This is a genomic window from Bacillus sp. 5RYD7K, from assembly GCF_059831465.1.
This window is the reverse complement of record NZ_CP191200.1, coordinates 118,061-134,368: the sequence shown is the minus strand read 5'-3', so window position 1 is coordinate 134,368 and position 16,308 is coordinate 118,061. Positions and strand designations below refer to the sequence as shown.

Sequence of the window (16,308 nt, the reverse complement as noted above, 5' to 3'; positions counted from 1 at the left end):
GGAGTGAAAGAAATGAGTATACAGACGGAACAGCAAACGCACAGCCTGCTTGACGCTTTTGTCAAAGTTGCGCCTTTTTTAAACAGCCTGATCCAAGATGACATCACCATCGGGATTTATGATACAGAAAAATTAATCGTGAATATTCCGGCTAAAACGTTTTCTCTTAATGTAAAGCCGGGAGACCTGCTCCAAAAAGGAGACATCATTACAGACGCAATCCGTTTGAATCAGAAAAAGACAAGCATGGTGCCGAAAGAGCTGTTCGGATTTCCGCTTATCGCCAGAGCGATCCCGCTTCACGATGAAAACGGAAAAGTCATCGGCGGCGTCGGTCTCGGCACGAGCCTTGAAAAATCAGCCAAGCTTCATGATGTCGCTGAAAGCCTGTCCGCCGTCGTGGAACAGACCGCTTCAGCCATCGCGGATATTTCAGAATCCATCAGCGGCTTTTCAGCACAGATGACCGGGATTTCCGCTCAGGCGAAACAAGTCAGTGAAAGCGCGGGAGAAATCGCCGACATTTCCGTCACTGTCAAGGGCATCTCGGATCAAAGCAATCTGCTCGGTTTGAATGCGGCCATTGAAGCCGCGAGAGCTGGAGAATCCGGAAAGGGCTTTTCCGTGGTGGCGGACGAAATCCGCAAGCTTGCCACTCATTCAAAAGACAACGTCGGACAAATTGACCAGATTACGAAAAAAATCCACAGCCTGCTGAAAGGGCTGGAGGACTCTATTGAATCCATCAACCAGAACACGGACGGCCAAGCGGCGGCGGTTGAACAAATTTCTGCCACGATGCAGGAGATTTCAGGAAGCGCACAGCATTTAGCGAAAATGGCTGAAAACGTGCTCGGAGATTCATAAAAAAGGGGAGCTTACGGGCTCCTTTTTTGTTTTCTCTCCATTATTCGGAAACTGCATTTCATACGTTTGATCCGCTATGCTCAGGGGTACACATACGAATACATCACCAATGATAAAGGAGAGTTTTGTATGTCTGATGCAAATCTGCACAACCCGCTGACGAAATATGATCATGATGAATTTCCAAAACAATATCAGGAGCCGCCCGGTTTGCAGAAAGAGATGAAGCCTGTGCCGGACTGCGGCGAAACAAGCTATAAAGGAGCCGGCAAGCTGAAGGGAAGAAAAGCCCTCGTCACCGGCGGCGATTCGGGGATCGGCCGGGCTGCCGCGATTGCTTATGCCCGGGAAGGGGCGGATGTGGCCATTAACTATCTGCCTGAGGAACAGCCGGATGCGGAAGAAGTGAAAGCATTAATTGAAAAAGAAGGAAGAAAAGCCGTTCTGCTGCCGGGAGATTTAAGCGATGAAGCGTTTTGCGGAGAATTGGCGGAAAAAGCGTATCAAGAGCTTGGCGGTCTTGACACGCTCGCTCTTGTCGCCGGCAAACAGCAGGCAGTGGATGATATCAGCGATCTTGCCACAGAACAAATCTATCAAACATTCGAAGTCAACGTATTCTCGCTGTATTGGCTCGTCAAAGCCGCGCTTCCGTATCTGCCGGAAGGCGCGTCTATTATCACGACAACTTCTGTCGAAGGGTACAATCCAAGTCCGATGCTGTTGGATTATGCCGCGACGAAACATGCCATTATCGGCTTTACCGTCGGCTTAGGAAAGCAGCTGGCGAATAAAGGAATCAGAGTCAACTCTGTAGCGCCGGGGCCGATCTGGACGCCGCTTCAGATTTCCGGAGGACAGCCCGGTGAAAACATTCCGAAATTCGGCAAGGAAACACCGGCCGTGCCATTACAGCGTGCCGGCCAGCCCGCGGAGCTTGCAGGGATTTATGTCTTTTTGGCCTCAGAAGAATCGAGCTATGTGACATCCCAGATCTACAGTGTCAGCGGAGGTATTCCGACGGCGTAATGAATAAGGAGCTGCCCTCTTACAAGGTGCAGCTCTTTTTTTCGATGTTATGTGCCGAGCACGTTTTGATTATACAGTACGCTCGGATGTGACGGGTGATAGGAGGCGGCTTTGTCGTTATGAAACTTCGCTTTTTCTCTGTCGCCGAGCTGCCAGTGGCAGACGCAGAGCTGCAGATGAGGATACCAGGTGGAATATTCGAGCTGGGTAAAGCCTGAATCGCTGTATGTGGCGGATAGGGCGAGCTCATACCAAAACACGCCCTGCCGGTATTGCCGTTTCTCCGCAAAATAGTCGCCGAGCCTGCAGCAGAACTCCGGCCGCGGACAATCAATCAAAAATGATTTTAAGAGCGACGTCATGGCGGCCTCTTCATGGCCGACCGCCCTGTAGCAATCGAATAGATATTGGCACGTTCTGATCTCGTCTTCGATCCAGCACTGTTTAGTAGAAAGAAAATGGTGATAATACGTAATGGCGCGCTGATACTGGCCGTGATCCTTTAATTCATTCGCGAAATAAAATAAATCGCGCGGTGTCATCGTTTCACTGTTTTCCGCCATTTTCTCGTAAATCCTCAGGTTGCGGTCTGAGGGAGGCGAGTGCTTTTTCTCGGATTTGCGGTGTGTGACGGCGATATCGGTTTCTATAATGTTTCCGTATACTTCCAGATATTCATGCACGGCTCCGATCCAGCGGAACCCTTTTTCCCGCTTGACGAGACGGTTGCGGCGGTATCTGAAGCTGACCTCTCCCCGATCATCAAAGCCGACGTGATAATACATGGATACCGCGTCCACCTCTTTTGAAAGCGACGCCTTCAGTTCAATCAGTTTTTCACGATCCTTTTCCGTCAGCATATCGTCGGCGTCCAGCCACAGAATATATTCCATTTCCGCTTTCGAAAACGCAAAATTACGGGCGGCCGCAAAATGATCGACCCATTCAAAATCATAAATCTTATCTGTATAACGGGCCGCGATTTCTTTCGTCCGGTCGGTCGACCCCGTATCAGCAATCACAATTTCATCCGCAATGTCTTTGACGGAATCAAGACAGCCCGCAAGCACTTCCTCTTCATTTTTCACGATAACGCATAAACTGATGCTGATCATGTCATCACCTCTTCACCTCCAGTGTATAAAAGGAGAGGCGGAAACATTCTTCGGACAAAATGATCGCTTCCAAGAAATTTGTCTGCCCTTTTACTAGTTTTATTCCAGCGCCTGATTTAAAATGAACACATGAACTTACGTGAGGATTGATAGGAACCATGAGCATCATAAAAGCGGAAAACCTTTATAAAACATACGGAGAAAAGACATTATTCGACCATATCTCCTTTCATATTGAAGAGAATGAAAGAATCGGTTTAATCGGCCCGAACGGAACGGGGAAGTCTACGCTTCTGAAAACCATTGCCGGCCTTGAATCAACGGAGGAAGGCGAGATAACGGCTTCAGGAAACGTGCATATTGAGTTTTTGCATCAGGACCCTGAGCTTCCTGCCGGACAAACCGTCCTTGAGCATATTTATTCCGGCGACTCAGCCGTCATGAGAACGATGCGGGAGTACGAAAAAGCGCTTCAGGAGCTGAATGAAGAGCCGGAAAATGAACAGCGCCAAAAGCACCTGCTTGATGCGCAGGCGAGAATGGACGCGAATGACGCGTGGGAGGCGAATACATTAGCCAAAACGGTTTTAACCAAACTCGGTGTCACCGACTTGATGAAGGATGTCAGCGAGCTGTCCGGCGGCCAGAAAAAGCGCGTCGCGATTGCGAAAAACGTCATCCAGCCGGCGGACCTGCTTATTTTGGATGAACCGACAAACCATTTGGACAATGAAACGATTGAATGGCTGGAAGGCTACTTATCGCAATATCCGGGCGCCGTCATGCTTGTCACGCACGACAGGTATTTTCTGAACAGGGTGACGAACAGAATTTACGAGCTTGAGAGAGGCAGCCTTTATACGTATAAGGGAAACTATGAAGTATTCCTGGAAAAACGGGCCGAACGGGAGGCGCTGGCAGAGCAGAAAGAAACGAAACGTCAAAACCTCCTGCGCCGCGAATTGGCGTGGCTCAGAAGAGGAGCGAAAGCACGCTCGACGAAACAAAAAGCGAGAGTGGACAGAGCGGAGGCGCTCAAAGAGCAAAAAGGGCCGGCAGTCTCAGGATCGCTCGATTTCGCGATCGGTTCCCACCGTCTCGGAAAACAGGTGATAGAAGCGGAAAACGTCACCCTCACCTACGACGGCCAAGCACTGATCAGCCAATTTAACGAGCTTGTCATCCCGGGTGAAAGAATCGGCATCATCGGGCCGAACGGAATCGGGAAAACGACACTTTTAAACAGCCTCGCCGGCAGAATTCAGCCAGACAGCGGCCGCATCACCATCGGGCAGACGGTCAGGATCGGGTACTACACCCAGGACCACAGCGAAATGAACGGCGATATGAAAGTCATTGAATATATAAAAGAGACGGCTGAAATCGTCAAGACGGCGGAAGGTGATGTCATCACCGCGGAACAAATGCTTGAGCGCTTTCTATTCCCGCGCCCGATGCAGCAGACATATATCAGAAAGCTGTCAGGCGGGGAAAAGCGCCGTCTGTACTTGCTGAATGTACTGATGCAGGAGCCGAATGTGCTGTTTTTAGATGAGCCGACCAATGATCTGGACACAGAAACATTAAGCGTGCTCGAAGATTACATCGAACAGTTTCCGGGCGTCGTCATTACCGTATCCCATGACCGCTATTTTCTTGACCGTGTCGTGGACCGCCTGATCGTATTTGAAGGACAAGGCGTCATTTCGCGTTTCCAAGGTTCGTACAGTGAATACATGGAATACGCAAAAGCGAAGAAGACTGCGGTAAAACAGCCGGCCGAAGAGAAAAAGGCGGAAGAAGAGCCGAAGAAAAAGCGCAAAAAGCTTTCATACAAGGATCAGATCGAATGGGACGGCATCGAAGACAAAATTGCCGGCCTTGAAGAAAAGCATCAGCGTTTGGAAGCGGAAATCGCTGAAGCGGGAAGTGATTTCGGAAAGATTCAAGAACTGATGGCCGAACAGGCAAAAACGGCTGAAGAGCTTGAAGCGGCGATGGAGCGCTGGACCGAATTGTCACTGATGATTGAAGAACTTGAGAATTAAAAAAAGCCGGTACGGCCCCCAAGAAAATGGCGGGTCATACCGGCTTTTTTTGTCATGAGCAGATGTCCATTATGCGGTATGGATGCTTATCCAGTAAAAATTCCTTTTCAAAACTTTACGTTTACGTTAAGGTTCAAAAGGTGTATAATAGAAACAGAAACGACAAGAGGGGGATTCACCTTGGAATGGATGAAGATTGATCAAGTTGCCAAACGAAGCGGATTGACAAAACGAACCATTCGTTTTTACGAGGAGATTGGTTTGATTCCTGCACCTAAACGGACAGAAGGCGGCGTCCGGCTTTACTCTGAAGATGATATGGAGGAGCTCGAAAAAGTCACCAGCACAAAAGAAGTGCTCGGTTTTTCCCTTCAGGAGCTTCAGCAGTTTATGGAGATGAGCCGTCAGCTGGAATTAAACAAAGAGGGGTACTTGTTGTCACTGGATCCGAAGGAACGGAAAGCAAAGCTGGAAGAGATTCAGCACGCATTGAACCACCAGCTTGAGATGATTGATGAGAAGATCAGCACATTTCTGCATTTTAAAGAGCGCCTTAACGGAATGAAAGAAAAAGCTGACCGCGCCATTCAATCAATCGAATGATTTTGCTGTAAACGCTATGAAGATAGCGTTTCTTTTAATGGATTAAATAGGAGGTCTGATCAAATGGATACATCATCACAACAGAAAACAGGCTTATTCAGCCAGCCGAAAGCCGTTTGGGCGGTTGCGTTTGCCTGTGTGATTTCCTTTATGGGAATCGGACTCGTCGACCCGATTCTTCCGGCGATTGCCGCACAATTACATGCTTCACCTAGTGAAGTATCTCTGTTATTTACAAGTTATTTACTCGTTACCGGTTTTATGATGTTTTTCTCCGGCGCGATTTCCAGCCGGATCGGCGCGAAATGGACACTGCTTCTCGGTCTTATTTTTATCATCGTGTTTGCCGCCCTTGGCGGAAGCTCAAGTTCAATCGCTCAGCTTGTCGGCTATCGCGGCGGCTGGGGGCTTGGGAATGCTCTCTTTATTTCAACCGCGCTTGCCGTCATTGTCGGGGTATCAGTCGGCGGCAGCGCCAAAGCCATTATTTTGTATGAGGCCGCGCTCGGCTTGGGGATTTCCGTCGGGCCGCTTGCAGGCGGAGAGCTTGGCAGCATTTCATGGCGCGCTCCGTTCTTCGGAGTGTCTGTCCTGATGTTTATAGCGCTTTGCGCGATTTCACTCATGCTGCCGAAGCTGCCGAAACCGGCGAAGCGCGTCGGTGTGTTTGATGCGATGAAGGCGCTCAAATATAAAGGCCTTTTGACAATGGCAGTATCGGCATTTTTATACAACTTTGGATTTTTTATTTTGCTTGCCTATTCTCCGTTCGTTCTGGATTTAGATGAACACGGTCTTGGATACGTCTTCTTCGGCTGGGGGTTATTGCTGGCAATTACGTCAGTCTTTACGGCGCCGCTCTTGCACAAAGCGCTGGGAACAGTGCGTTCGCTCGTCGTTCTCTTTATCGCCTTTGCGGTCATTCTCATCGTCATGGGGATCTGGACTGACCATCAGACGTTGATCATTACATGTATCGTTGTCGCCGGTGCCGTGCTCGGTATGGTGAATACGATCATGACAACAGCTGTGATGGGTTCTGCGCCGGTTGAACGTTCAATCGCATCTTCAGCCTACAGCTCAGTCCGCTTTATCGGCGGTGCGCTCGCTCCGTGGATTGCGGGAATGCTGTCAGAACACTTTACCGCAAGCACACCATATACAGTAGGCGGGATCGTCGTTTTTGTCGGCATGCTTGTCCTTCTCATGGGACACAAACATCTCTCCGGAATAAAAGCCGGACATTAAGAAAAAAAGGAACTTCCGCACAGGCGGGAGTTCCTTTTTGTGTTTACAGCACTTTCGTCGTCCAAGACTCGCAGTTCCATGTTTCCGTCGCGATATCCATATAGAACTCCGGTTCGTGGGAAATGAGCAGAATGGAGCCCTTGTATTCTTTCAGCGCGCGTTTCAGCTCTTCTTTCGCATCGACATCCAGGTGGTTTGTCGGCTCGTCAAGCACGAGCAGATTTGTTTCTGAATTGATCAGCTTGCACAGTCTGACCTTCGCTTTTTCTCCTCCGCTTAATACGGAGACGCGGCTTTCAATGTGTTTAGTGGTCAGGCCGCATTTGGCGAGGGCGGCGCGGATTTCGTACTGGGTAAAGGAAGGAAATTCGCTCCACACTTCTTCGATGCACGTATTGTTATTGGTTTCTTTTACTTCCTGCTCGAAATAGCCTGTGTATTGATGCTCGCCGCGCTCCACCGTACCTTCCAGCGGCTGAATTTCACCGAGCAGGCTTTTTAACAGCGTCGTTTTCCCGATGCCGTTCGCGCCGTACAGGGCGACTTTCTGTCCGCGTTCCATTCTGAGGTTGAGCGGACGTGACAGCGGGGTATCGTAGCCGATGACTAAGTCCTTCGTTTCAAAAATCAGCTTGCCTGACGTTCTCGCCGGCTTGAAATGGAATTCCGGTTTCGGTTTTTCAGCCGCCAGTTCAATCATATCCATCTTATCGAGTTTCTTTTGGCGGGACATCGCCATATTTCTCGTGCTGACCCGCGCTTTGTTGCGGGCGACGAAATCTTTCAGCTCAGCCACTTCCTGCTGCTGCTTTTTGTAGGCCGCTTCGAGCTGCTGTTTTTTCACCTCGTATACTTCCATAAACTGATGGTAGTCGCCGACATAACGCGTCAGCTCTTGATTTTCCACATGATAAATCAAATTGATCACGCTGTTTAAAAACGGAATGTCGTGAGAAATTAAGATGAACGCATTTTCATATTCCTGCAAATAGCGTTTCAGCCATTCAATATGCTGCTCATCAAGGTAGTTGGTCGGTTCGTCCAACAGGAGGATTTCCGGTTTTTCCAAAAGCAGCTTGGCGAGCAGCACTTTCGTCCGCTGTCCGCCGCTTAAGTCAGTGACATCGCGGTCAAGGCCGACATCCTGCAGGCCGAGGCCGCGGGCGATTTCTTCAACTTTGCTGTCAATCACGTAGAAATCATTATTTGTCAGGGCGTCCTGAATGACACCGACATCTTCAAGCAGCTGCTCAAGCTCATCGGGGTCCGCTTCGCCCATTTTGTTGTAAATCTCATTCATTTCTTCTTCCATCGCAAATAAGTAATGGAACGCATCTTTCAGCACGTCGCGGATCGTTTTTCCTTTTTCAAGCACGGTATGCTGATCGAGATAGCCGACGCGCACGTTTTTCGCCCATTCAACCTTTCCCTCATCAGGCTCAAGCTTTCCGGTAATAATATTCATAAATGTTGATTTACCTTCGCCGTTAGCTCCGATTAAGCCGACGTGTTCCCCTTTTAAAAGACGGAACGATACATTGTTAAAAAGCGCACGGTCACCGAAGCCGTGGCTTAAATCTTTTACGGATAAAATACTCATCATTACACCTCTATCGTTATCAGACACGCTTTTTCATTATGTGTCTTTCTCATTAATGATTATAAAGGAGGAGACCGTTTGTTAAAAGGCTTGGAAGGAAAAAGAAAATTGCGTTTGCCGCGTGCATTTGAGATACTATGGAGTAGATTTTAAGAATTGAGGAGAACGACATGACCCAAACATGGCCATTTTTACAGCATACACAACCATTTATCGCCGAAAACTGGAAGGCGTCAGGCTTTCAGAAGCCGACCGACATTCAGGAAAAAGCCGCTCAGGTGATCATGGAAGGGAAGGACGTCATCGCCGAATCCCCGACGGGAACGGGAAAAACATTGGCGTACACGCTTCCGGTTCTGGAGCGGATCAATCCGGAGCAAAAACATCCGCAAGTGATTATTTTAGCGCCGTCCCGCGAGCTTGTGATGCAGATTTTTCAGGTGATTCAGGATTGGACAAAAGGCTCCGATCTTCGCGCCCTGTCTTTGATCGGCGGGGCAAACGTGAAAAAGCAGGTGGAAAAGCTCAAAAATAAACCGCATATCATTGCAGGCACACCGGGCAGGGTGCTCGAATTGATTCAGGCGAAAAAGCTGAAAATGCATGAAGTCAAGACGATCGTTCTTGATGAAGCGGATCAGCTCGTGACAAAGGAACACCGCGAAACAATGAAAAAAATCATTAAAACGACGCTGAAAGACCGCCAGCTTTTAAGCTTTTCCGCTACGCTGCAGCCGGAGACAGAAGAAGTGCTGAAGGGCATTGCACACGAACCGGCCGTTTTGAAGGTGGAGCGGAATACGGCGGAAAAAGCACGGGTCACGCATCAATATCTCGTCTGCGATCAGCGGGATAAAGTGAAGCTATTGCAAAAGCTGTCACGGCTGAACGGCATGCAGGCGCTCGTGTTCGTCAGAGATATCGGAAATTTAAGCGTCTATGCGGAAAAACTCGCCTATCATCACGTGGATCTCGGCATCCTGCACGGAGAAGCGAAAAAAATGGAGCGGGCAAAGATATTATCAGCGTTTGAACGGGGAGAATTTCCGCTGCTTCTGGCGACTGACATAGCGGCGCGCGGACTCGATATCGACGATCTTCCGTACGTCATTCACGCGGACATCCCGAATGAAGACGGGTACATTCACAGATCCGGCCGAACGGGGCGGGCCGGTAAAGAAGGAACGGTACTCAGCCTTGTCACGCCGATGGAAGAATCCAAACTGAAAAAAATGGCCAAATCACTCGGAATTGAGCTGAAAGAGGCCGTTTATTCAGGCGGAAAATTATCTGAGAAATAAGAAACGGAGGGCGGGAAGCCCTTCTTTTTTTTGTTGTGAAATAATAGAAAAGGTTCGCACGGGGGATGGGAAGATGGTTTCAATAGACAGATTTCAAATATTGAAGGAACGTGAGCTGAAAATAATTGAACACTGGTTTAAGGACGATAATATCAGTCGGAGAATGGATGCGATACTGCCATTAGATGCGTGGTATGCACGATTGAATAAAGATGAAGACGATACTGTCCTTATGGCATATGACGGGCAGCTGCCGGCAGGCATAGTCTCTATAGAGTTTGTGGAGGAACGGGTGTATATCGGATTGATCGTCAATCCTTTGTACCAGCTTCAAGGGTACGGAAAACGGATATTGCAAAAACTCCTGACTGACCCTGGGTTTACCAGTGTGCGGGAATGGGCGGCAAGCATCGAAAAAGACAATCAAATGAGTTTAGCCTGCTTTCAAGCAGCGGGATTCACTTTGGAAGATACGGAGCCGGATGAAGACGGCTTTCTGACTTTGATTCTTCACAGCTGATCCGAAAAAGCAGAAAAGGAGGGGACAAAGCCCTCCTTTTTTTCATCATCATGTTAACTTGGATCACTGACTTTGATGATCTGTTTGCCTTTGTTTTCTCCCTTAAACAAACCGAGGAACGCGTCAGGGATATGGCTGAATCCTTCCGTAATCGTTTCTTCATAATGAAGCTTTCCGTCCTTGAGCCATTCAGCCAATTGTTTCGCGCCTTCGGAAAAGCGGTCAGCATAATCACCGACGATGAATCCCTGCATCAGCGCTTTTGTTTTGATCAGTTTCGGCTGTACGCGGGGGCCCATGTCTTCCTCTTCACTTTCGGTATTGTATGAAGAGATCGCTCCGCATACCGGAATACGGGCGAATTCATTCAGCAGGTTGATCACCGCATCTGAAATCGGTCCGCCGACATTGTCAAAATAGACATCGACGCCGTCAGGGCATGCCTGTTCAAGCGCTTTTTGAATATCATCCGCCGTTTTGTAATTAATGGCTTCATCAAATTGAAGCTCCTCTTTCAGATACGCGATTTTTTCGTCAGAACCGGCGATGCCGACAACCCGCGCGCCTTTGATTTTGGCAATCTGCCCGACCGTTGAGCCGACGGCGCCCGCAGCCCCTGAAACGACGACGGTTTCGCCTTTTTTCGGACGGCCGATATCAAGCAGCCCGAAGTAAGCGGTCAGTCCGGTCATCCCTAAAATGCCGAGATACGCCGAGGCGGGTGCGATATCCGTGTCCAGTTTGCGGAGAGCGGACTCATTCACTGCTGAGTATTCCTGCCATGCGAGATTCCCGATCACGATATCGCCTTTTTTCAGCTTATTGCCGTCTGTGAGAACCTCGGCAATCACTCCGCCTGTTATCGCTTCATCTAAAGCGAACGGCTCGACATATGATTTTGTATCCTGCATTCGTCCGCGCATGTACGGATCAACGGACACATAACTCGTTTTTACAAGCACTTCACCGTCTTGCGGCTCGGGAACGGCAATCGTTTCAAAACGGAAATCGTCATGGACGGGAACGCCTTTAGGGCGTCTCGCTAATTGAATTTGCTGTTGATTTTTCGGCATGATGCATCCTCCTTCAACATGAGTGTTTGTTCCAAATGTAACACGAACCATTTCCTGAATACAAAATCAAACCGTCCGCCGGCAACAAAAAAAGAAGGGCCCGGGCCCTTCTTTTAATAGAACAACCGGAACATCTCAGTGTTTTTCTCATGTTCCAAATATTCATAGGCATTTGTTTTAGAAGAATGAAGCATGTCGGCGGTAATGACGGGCTGAAGCGCGGTCAGATAAGAACCCAGCGTATTCTCAATTTCTTTCGGCAGAACGGATTCGATATCACCGATGTTGATAATAATAGAGAACACGAAATCGATATTAATATGAAAGGTATCTTCAGCAAAGGCCGTAAGCTCTTTTATTCCATCCGGGCAGCGGGTATGCCGGCGGAATACCTGTTTCACTAAATCACTGACAACCCAAGCGTTAAATCGCTGTTCCGGTGAAAAATAATGAATAGGAACCACCTCCCTGCTTGATCGGCTCTTGAAAATTTTTATTTTTCTGATAAAAGTAGCTTCTCCTACTGTAACATGTCCCGGAAGAAAATATCCACCGACGATCTGCCCGATTTTTCACTGAACGCTCTTTCTTTTGTTTGGCATTTGGTGAAGCGGGTAAACACACAATATACAAAAACAAAAGGGAGGACTTATCAATGAAACCGGTAGTAAGAGAGTATACAAACGATCAAAAACTGATGCAGGACGTAAAAGAGCTTCAGCAAATGGGTGTTGCAAAAGAAGATGTATACGTGCTTTCTCATGATGACGACAGAACGGAACGACTGGCCGACAATACGGATGTCAATACCATCGGAGCAAAAGAAACGGGCATTAAACACGCGGTCGGCAATATGTTTAATAAAAAAGGCGACGAGCTCCGCAACAAAATTCACGAAATCGGCTTTTCAGAAGAGGAAGCATCACAATTTGAAAAGCGCTTAGATGAAGGAAAAGTTCTTCTGTTTGTCACGGATAACGAAAAAGTAAAATCATGGGCGTAAGCCAATCAGGTCCCAAGGGGTTTCGGTCCCTTGGGATTTTTTTGCGGATTCCGCAATAAAACCGAAAGACACAATCAGTACATTTTCGGTGCTGTTTCTTAATTGATTTGATACAATTCGGTTGTAATAAATTGGAATATCAAATCGGGAGGAGCACCATTTATGAAAAAAATGTTACTGATGCTGGCGGTTTGTTTATGGATGATTCCTGCGGGTGTCCATGCCGCTGACCTTGGCCGGCAGACGTTAGGAGCAAATGACGGATGGGGAGCCGCTTCCGGCGGGACAACCGGCGGCGCGAAAGCCTCTTCATCGAATGTATACACCGTATCAAACAGACAGCAGCTCGTTTCTGCATTAGGGCGAAGCGCCAACAGCACGCCGAAGATTATTTACATACAAGGCACAATCAATATGAATACCGACGACCGCAATAAAACGCTGGGCTTTCATGATTATAAAGATCCGGCTTATGATCTCAATGCCTATTTGAAGGCGTACGACCCGGATAAATGGGGGAAAAAAGCACCGTCAGGCACCCAGGAAGATGCCAGACAGCGATCCCAAAAAAACCAGAAAGCGCGGGTCGTGATTGATATCCCTTCAAATACGACGATCATCGGGTCAGGCTCAAACGCCAAAGTGACAGGCGGAAATTTTAATATGAAGAACGGCGTCGACAACGTCATCATCCGCAACATCGAATTTCAGGATGCTTACGACTATTTTCCGCAATGGGACCCAACTGACGGCAGCAGCGGCAACTGGAACTCGGAATATGACAATATCACCATTAACGGCGCGACGCACATCTGGATCGACCATTGCACCTTTAATGACGGAGCGAATCCCGACAGCGGTTTTCCCTACTATTACGGGAGAAAATATCAGCACCATGACGGCCAGACGGATATAGCCAACGGGGCGAATTATATTACATTATCCTATAATAAATATCATGACCATGATAAAGGCTCCGTCATCGGAAACAGCGACAGCAAGACGTCGGATGAAGGAAAACTGAAGGTGACCCTTCACCATAACTATTACCAGAACATCGTCCAGCGCGCACCGCGTGTCCGGTACGGGCAGGTTCATATTTATAATAATTTTTACGCAGGCTCGAAAAGCGCCGCGTACCCGTTCAGTTATGCATGGGGCGCAGGACATGCGTCAAAAATATATGCACAGAATAATGTTTTTGAAGTGCCGGGCCTGGCTGCTGATAAGGTCATCAGTGTCTTCAGCGGCGGAAAAGCGCTTCATGAAGAGGGCACTCTTTTAAACGGCGCTGCCATTAACGCGTCAGCCGCCAACGGATTAAGTCAGTCTGTCGGCTGGACACCGGCATTGCACGGCTCTATCGGCTCATCTGCAAATGTAAAACCGGATGTTATATCTAAAGCCGGCTCGGGTACGTTGAAATAAGAAACACAAAGGAATATTTTCCTTTGTGTTTTTTAATTAACAAAAACGTTTATTAACTTAGTTAAGTAGTAAAATGGGATGGGGGATGGAAGACAACAAAATAGGAGGAGACCTGTAATGGCTTCAGAAAAAGACGCAAAAAAACAGCAGGCGGTAAAAATCATTCCTTTGCTTATTACTGTTGCTGTGGGATTAATCATTTGGTTTATTCCCGCGCCGTCCGGACTTGAACCTAAAGCATGGCATTTGTTCGCTATTTTTGTCGCAACAATTATCGGCTTTATCTCCAAGCCCTTGCCAATGGGCGCAATTGCAATTTTTGCATTGGCAGTCACCGCGTTAACGGGAACGCTTTCTATTGAAAATACGTTAAGCGGATTTGGAAACAAGACAATCTGGTTGATTGTCATCGCCTTTTTTATTTCCCGGGGATTTATCAAAACCGGGCTCGGCGCCAGGATTTCTTACGTATTCGTACAACGGTTCGGGAAGAAAACACTCGGCCTTTCTTATTCACTGCTGTTCAGTGATTTAATTTTATCACCTGCCATTCCGAGTAACACGGCACGGGCGGGCGGCATTATTTTTCCTATTATCAGATCATTATCCGAAACTTTCGGATCAACGCCGGCAGACGGAACAGAGCGGAAAATCGGCGCTTTCTTATTAAAGACCGGTTTCCAAGGAAACTTGATTACGTCTGCGATGTTTTTGACGGCAATGGCGGCGAACCCGCTGATCGCCAAGCTGGCCCACGATGTCGCAGGGGTGGACATCACATGGACAAGCTGGGCAATCGCGGCCATTGTCCCGGGATTGGCGAGCTTAATCATTACACCGCTCGTCATTTATAAGCTGTATCCGCCGGAAATTAAAGAAACACCGGATGCGGCTAAAATCGCAACGGAAAAATTGAAAGAAATGGGGCCGTTTAAAAAATCCGAGCTCTCCATGGTCATCGTCTTTTTATTGGTGCTTGCGCTGTGGATTTTCGGAGGAAGCTTAAATATCGACGCAACGACGACGGCCCTGATCGGATTATCCGTTTTGCTTTTGTCACAGGTATTAACATGGGAGGACATCAAAAAGGAACAAGGTGCGTGGGATACACTGACTTGGTTCGCGGCGCTTGTGATGCTGGCGAATTTCCTGAATGAACTCGGCATGGTGTCTTGGTTCAGTAATATGATGAAATCCTCTGTTTCCGGTTTTTCATGGATTGTGGCATTTATGATTCTGATCGTTGTGTATTATTACACCCATTACTTCTTTGCGAGCGCAACCGCGCATATCAGCGCCATGTATGCGGCATTTCTCGCCGTCATCGTGGCGGCAGGCGCTCCGCCGTTATTGGCGGCGCTCAGCCTGGCGTTTTTCAGCAACCTTTTCGGTTCGACGACGCATTACGGCTCAGGAGCGGCTCCGGTCTTTTTCGGAGCGGGCTATATTTCGCAAAGCAAATGGTGGTCCATCGGCTTTATCCTGTCAATCGTCCATATTGTGACATGGCTTGTGATCGGCGGATTATGGTGGAAAGTATTGGGTTTATGGTAGAAGAAAAAAGGCAGACTCAGGTCTGCCTTTTTTTGTTTGATAAGAGGCGGGAAGGCCCTGCACATGATGGCTTCAGCGTGAATACAATATAGCCGGGGTGATAATATGAGCAGCGGCCGTAATCAATACATGATATTGAAACAGAAACCTTACAAATATATGAGCAGACATATGAAACGCTGGTATGAACAATTACTATATGATAATGAAAAAACGGAAATAGTGACGGAAAAACAGTTTCCGTCTTTAGATGAAAATCGATCTGCCCTGTGCGTGCCCCAGACGCGGGGTCCCGAAGGCAAAAGAGGACCCGCAGGCTCCCGCGGTCCGCAAGGGGAAGCAGGTCCGCCCGGTCCGCCCGGTCCCCCGGGGCCTGAGGGTCCGCCCGGTGCGGTTCCGGCTGTAGCTTTTCAAAATACAACAGAACAAATGACGATTCCGTTAGAAGGAACACCGATAAATGTATTAAGCACTGTGGTAGATGCGCCGACAGATCAATTGGTAAAAACGGATGCCGTCATACAAGTAAATGTGGAATTAGATCTGCTCGCTTCTAATTTTTCATTAGACTTAGCTGTCGATCTCCAAAGAAATGGGGTATCTATTCAAACACTAAGACAAGAGCTGAACCTCTTTTCTTCAGGCGGGCAAATCTTGGGGATTCCTTTTACGTACATCGAGGAAATGACGGCGGGAGAAACAGCTGCGTATCAGCTCTTTTTATCTGTACTGTCTTCGAATCATGTCACGCAAGTCACAGCGGCAAACCGTTCCCTCATTGCAACGGGATTCCCCATTCAAGGATCAGACTAAGGTGATGAATAGAAATCACCTTTTTTATTTAGGTTGTCAAAAGACAGCCCGTATTAATATGCTGTCTTAAAAAGTAAGGTTATTCGCAACAGAAAGGAGAGGGAAA

15 protein-coding genes are annotated in these 16,308 nt (G+C 48.1%); 11 read left to right on the top strand and 4 right to left on the bottom strand.

From position 1 onward, the window contains the following. Window positions 1-12 precede the first annotated feature (12 nt). Together ACQE26_RS00610 and ACQE26_RS00605 are read left to right on the top strand one after the other, a co-directional pair. Complete coding sequence (locus ACQE26_RS00610) at window positions 13-867, top strand: methyl-accepting chemotaxis protein (protein ID WP_500470373.1); 855 nt, start codon at window positions 13-15, stop codon at window positions 865-867. A gap of 129 nt (window positions 868-996) precedes the next feature. Next, a complete protein-coding gene (locus ACQE26_RS00605; protein WP_032858503.1) occupies window positions 997-1,896 on the top strand; it encodes an SDR family oxidoreductase in 900 nt (299 codons plus the stop codon). Window positions 1,897-1,943: 47 nt separating this feature from the next. Here the strand turns inward: ACQE26_RS00605 and ACQE26_RS00600 are convergent, their stop codons facing one another. Then, window positions 1,944-3,011, bottom strand: coding sequence for a tetratricopeptide repeat-containing glycosyltransferase family 2 protein (locus ACQE26_RS00600; protein WP_500470372.1), 1,068 nt, complete (start codon window positions 3,009-3,011; stop codon window positions 1,944-1,946). Between the two features lie 158 nt (window positions 3,012-3,169). On the opposite strand from ACQE26_RS00600, the gene ACQE26_RS00595 reads away from it, so the two are divergent. The 3 genes from ACQE26_RS00595 (at window position 3,170) to ACQE26_RS00585 (ending at window position 6,910) form a co-directional block, all read left to right on the top strand. Further along, window positions 3,170-5,059, top strand: coding sequence for an ABC-F family ATP-binding cassette domain-containing protein (locus tag ACQE26_RS00595; protein WP_438421402.1), 1,890 nt, complete (start codon window positions 3,170-3,172; stop codon window positions 5,057-5,059). Window positions 5,060-5,239: 180 nt separating this feature from the next. Continuing rightward, entirely contained in the window at window positions 5,240-5,662 is a 423-nt protein-coding gene (locus tag ACQE26_RS00590) for a MerR family transcriptional regulator (RefSeq protein WP_016936971.1), read from the top strand. A 63-nt stretch (window positions 5,663-5,725) separates the two neighbouring features. Then, on the top strand, window positions 5,726-6,910 hold the full coding sequence (locus tag ACQE26_RS00585) for an MFS transporter (protein ID WP_500470371.1): 1,185 nt from the start codon (window positions 5,726-5,728) through the stop codon (window positions 6,908-6,910). Window positions 6,911-6,953: 43 nt separating this feature from the next. Here the strand turns inward: ACQE26_RS00585 and ACQE26_RS00580 are convergent, their stop codons facing one another. After that, window positions 6,954-8,510: an ABC-F family ATP-binding cassette domain-containing protein gene (locus tag ACQE26_RS00580; RefSeq protein ID WP_012117051.1), complete on the bottom strand. Its 1,557-nt coding sequence runs from the start codon at window positions 8,508-8,510 to the stop codon at window positions 6,954-6,956. Window positions 8,511-8,680: 170 nt separating this feature from the next. On the opposite strand from ACQE26_RS00580, the gene ACQE26_RS00575 reads away from it, so the two are divergent. Together ACQE26_RS00575 and ACQE26_RS00570 are read left to right on the top strand one after the other, a co-directional pair. Next, the gene (locus ACQE26_RS00575; RefSeq protein ID WP_438421404.1) at window positions 8,681-9,811 is read left to right on the top strand and encodes a DEAD/DEAH box helicase; all 1,131 of its coding nucleotides are present in this window, start codon (window positions 8,681-8,683) and stop codon (window positions 9,809-9,811) included. 73 nt (window positions 9,812-9,884) lie between these two features. After that, window positions 9,885-10,331, top strand: coding sequence for a GNAT family N-acetyltransferase (locus ACQE26_RS00570; RefSeq protein ID WP_500470370.1), 447 nt, complete (start codon window positions 9,885-9,887; stop codon window positions 10,329-10,331). A 53-nt stretch (window positions 10,332-10,384) separates the two neighbouring features. On the opposite strand, the gene ACQE26_RS00565 is transcribed toward ACQE26_RS00570, so the two are convergent. Together ACQE26_RS00565 and ACQE26_RS00560 are read right to left on the bottom strand one after the other, a co-directional pair. After that, complete coding sequence (locus tag ACQE26_RS00565; protein WP_264819815.1) at window positions 10,385-11,404, bottom strand: NADP-dependent oxidoreductase; 1,020 nt, start codon at window positions 11,402-11,404, stop codon at window positions 10,385-10,387. A gap of 113 nt (window positions 11,405-11,517) precedes the next feature. After that, complete coding sequence (locus tag ACQE26_RS00560; RefSeq protein WP_438421407.1) at window positions 11,518-11,868, bottom strand: DUF3212 family protein; 351 nt, start codon at window positions 11,866-11,868, stop codon at window positions 11,518-11,520. A 191-nt stretch (window positions 11,869-12,059) separates the two neighbouring features. Here ACQE26_RS00560 and ACQE26_RS00555 point away from each other — a divergent pair, with 191 nt between their 5' ends. The 4 genes from ACQE26_RS00555 to ACQE26_RS00540 all read left to right on the top strand — a co-directional run bounded on the left by ACQE26_RS00555 (window position 12,060) and on the right by ACQE26_RS00540 (window position 16,202). Continuing rightward, a complete protein-coding gene (locus ACQE26_RS00555) occupies window positions 12,060-12,407 on the top strand; it encodes a YflT domain-containing protein (RefSeq protein ID WP_016936978.1) in 348 nt (115 codons plus the stop codon). Between the two features lie 162 nt (window positions 12,408-12,569). Continuing rightward, complete coding sequence (locus ACQE26_RS00550) at window positions 12,570-13,835, top strand: pectate lyase (protein WP_500470369.1); 1,266 nt, start codon at window positions 12,570-12,572, stop codon at window positions 13,833-13,835. 117 nt (window positions 13,836-13,952) lie between these two features. After that, the gene (locus ACQE26_RS00545; protein WP_007408966.1) at window positions 13,953-15,389 is read left to right on the top strand and encodes an anion permease; all 1,437 of its coding nucleotides are present in this window, start codon (window positions 13,953-13,955) and stop codon (window positions 15,387-15,389) included. A gap of 105 nt (window positions 15,390-15,494) precedes the next feature. Beyond that, window positions 15,495-16,202 carry a hypothetical protein gene (locus ACQE26_RS00540; RefSeq protein ID WP_500470368.1) on the top strand — a complete coding sequence of 236 codons (708 nt, stop codon included), beginning with the start codon at window positions 15,495-15,497 and terminating at the stop codon, window positions 16,200-16,202. The last annotated feature ends 106 nt before the right edge of the window (window positions 16,203-16,308 follow it).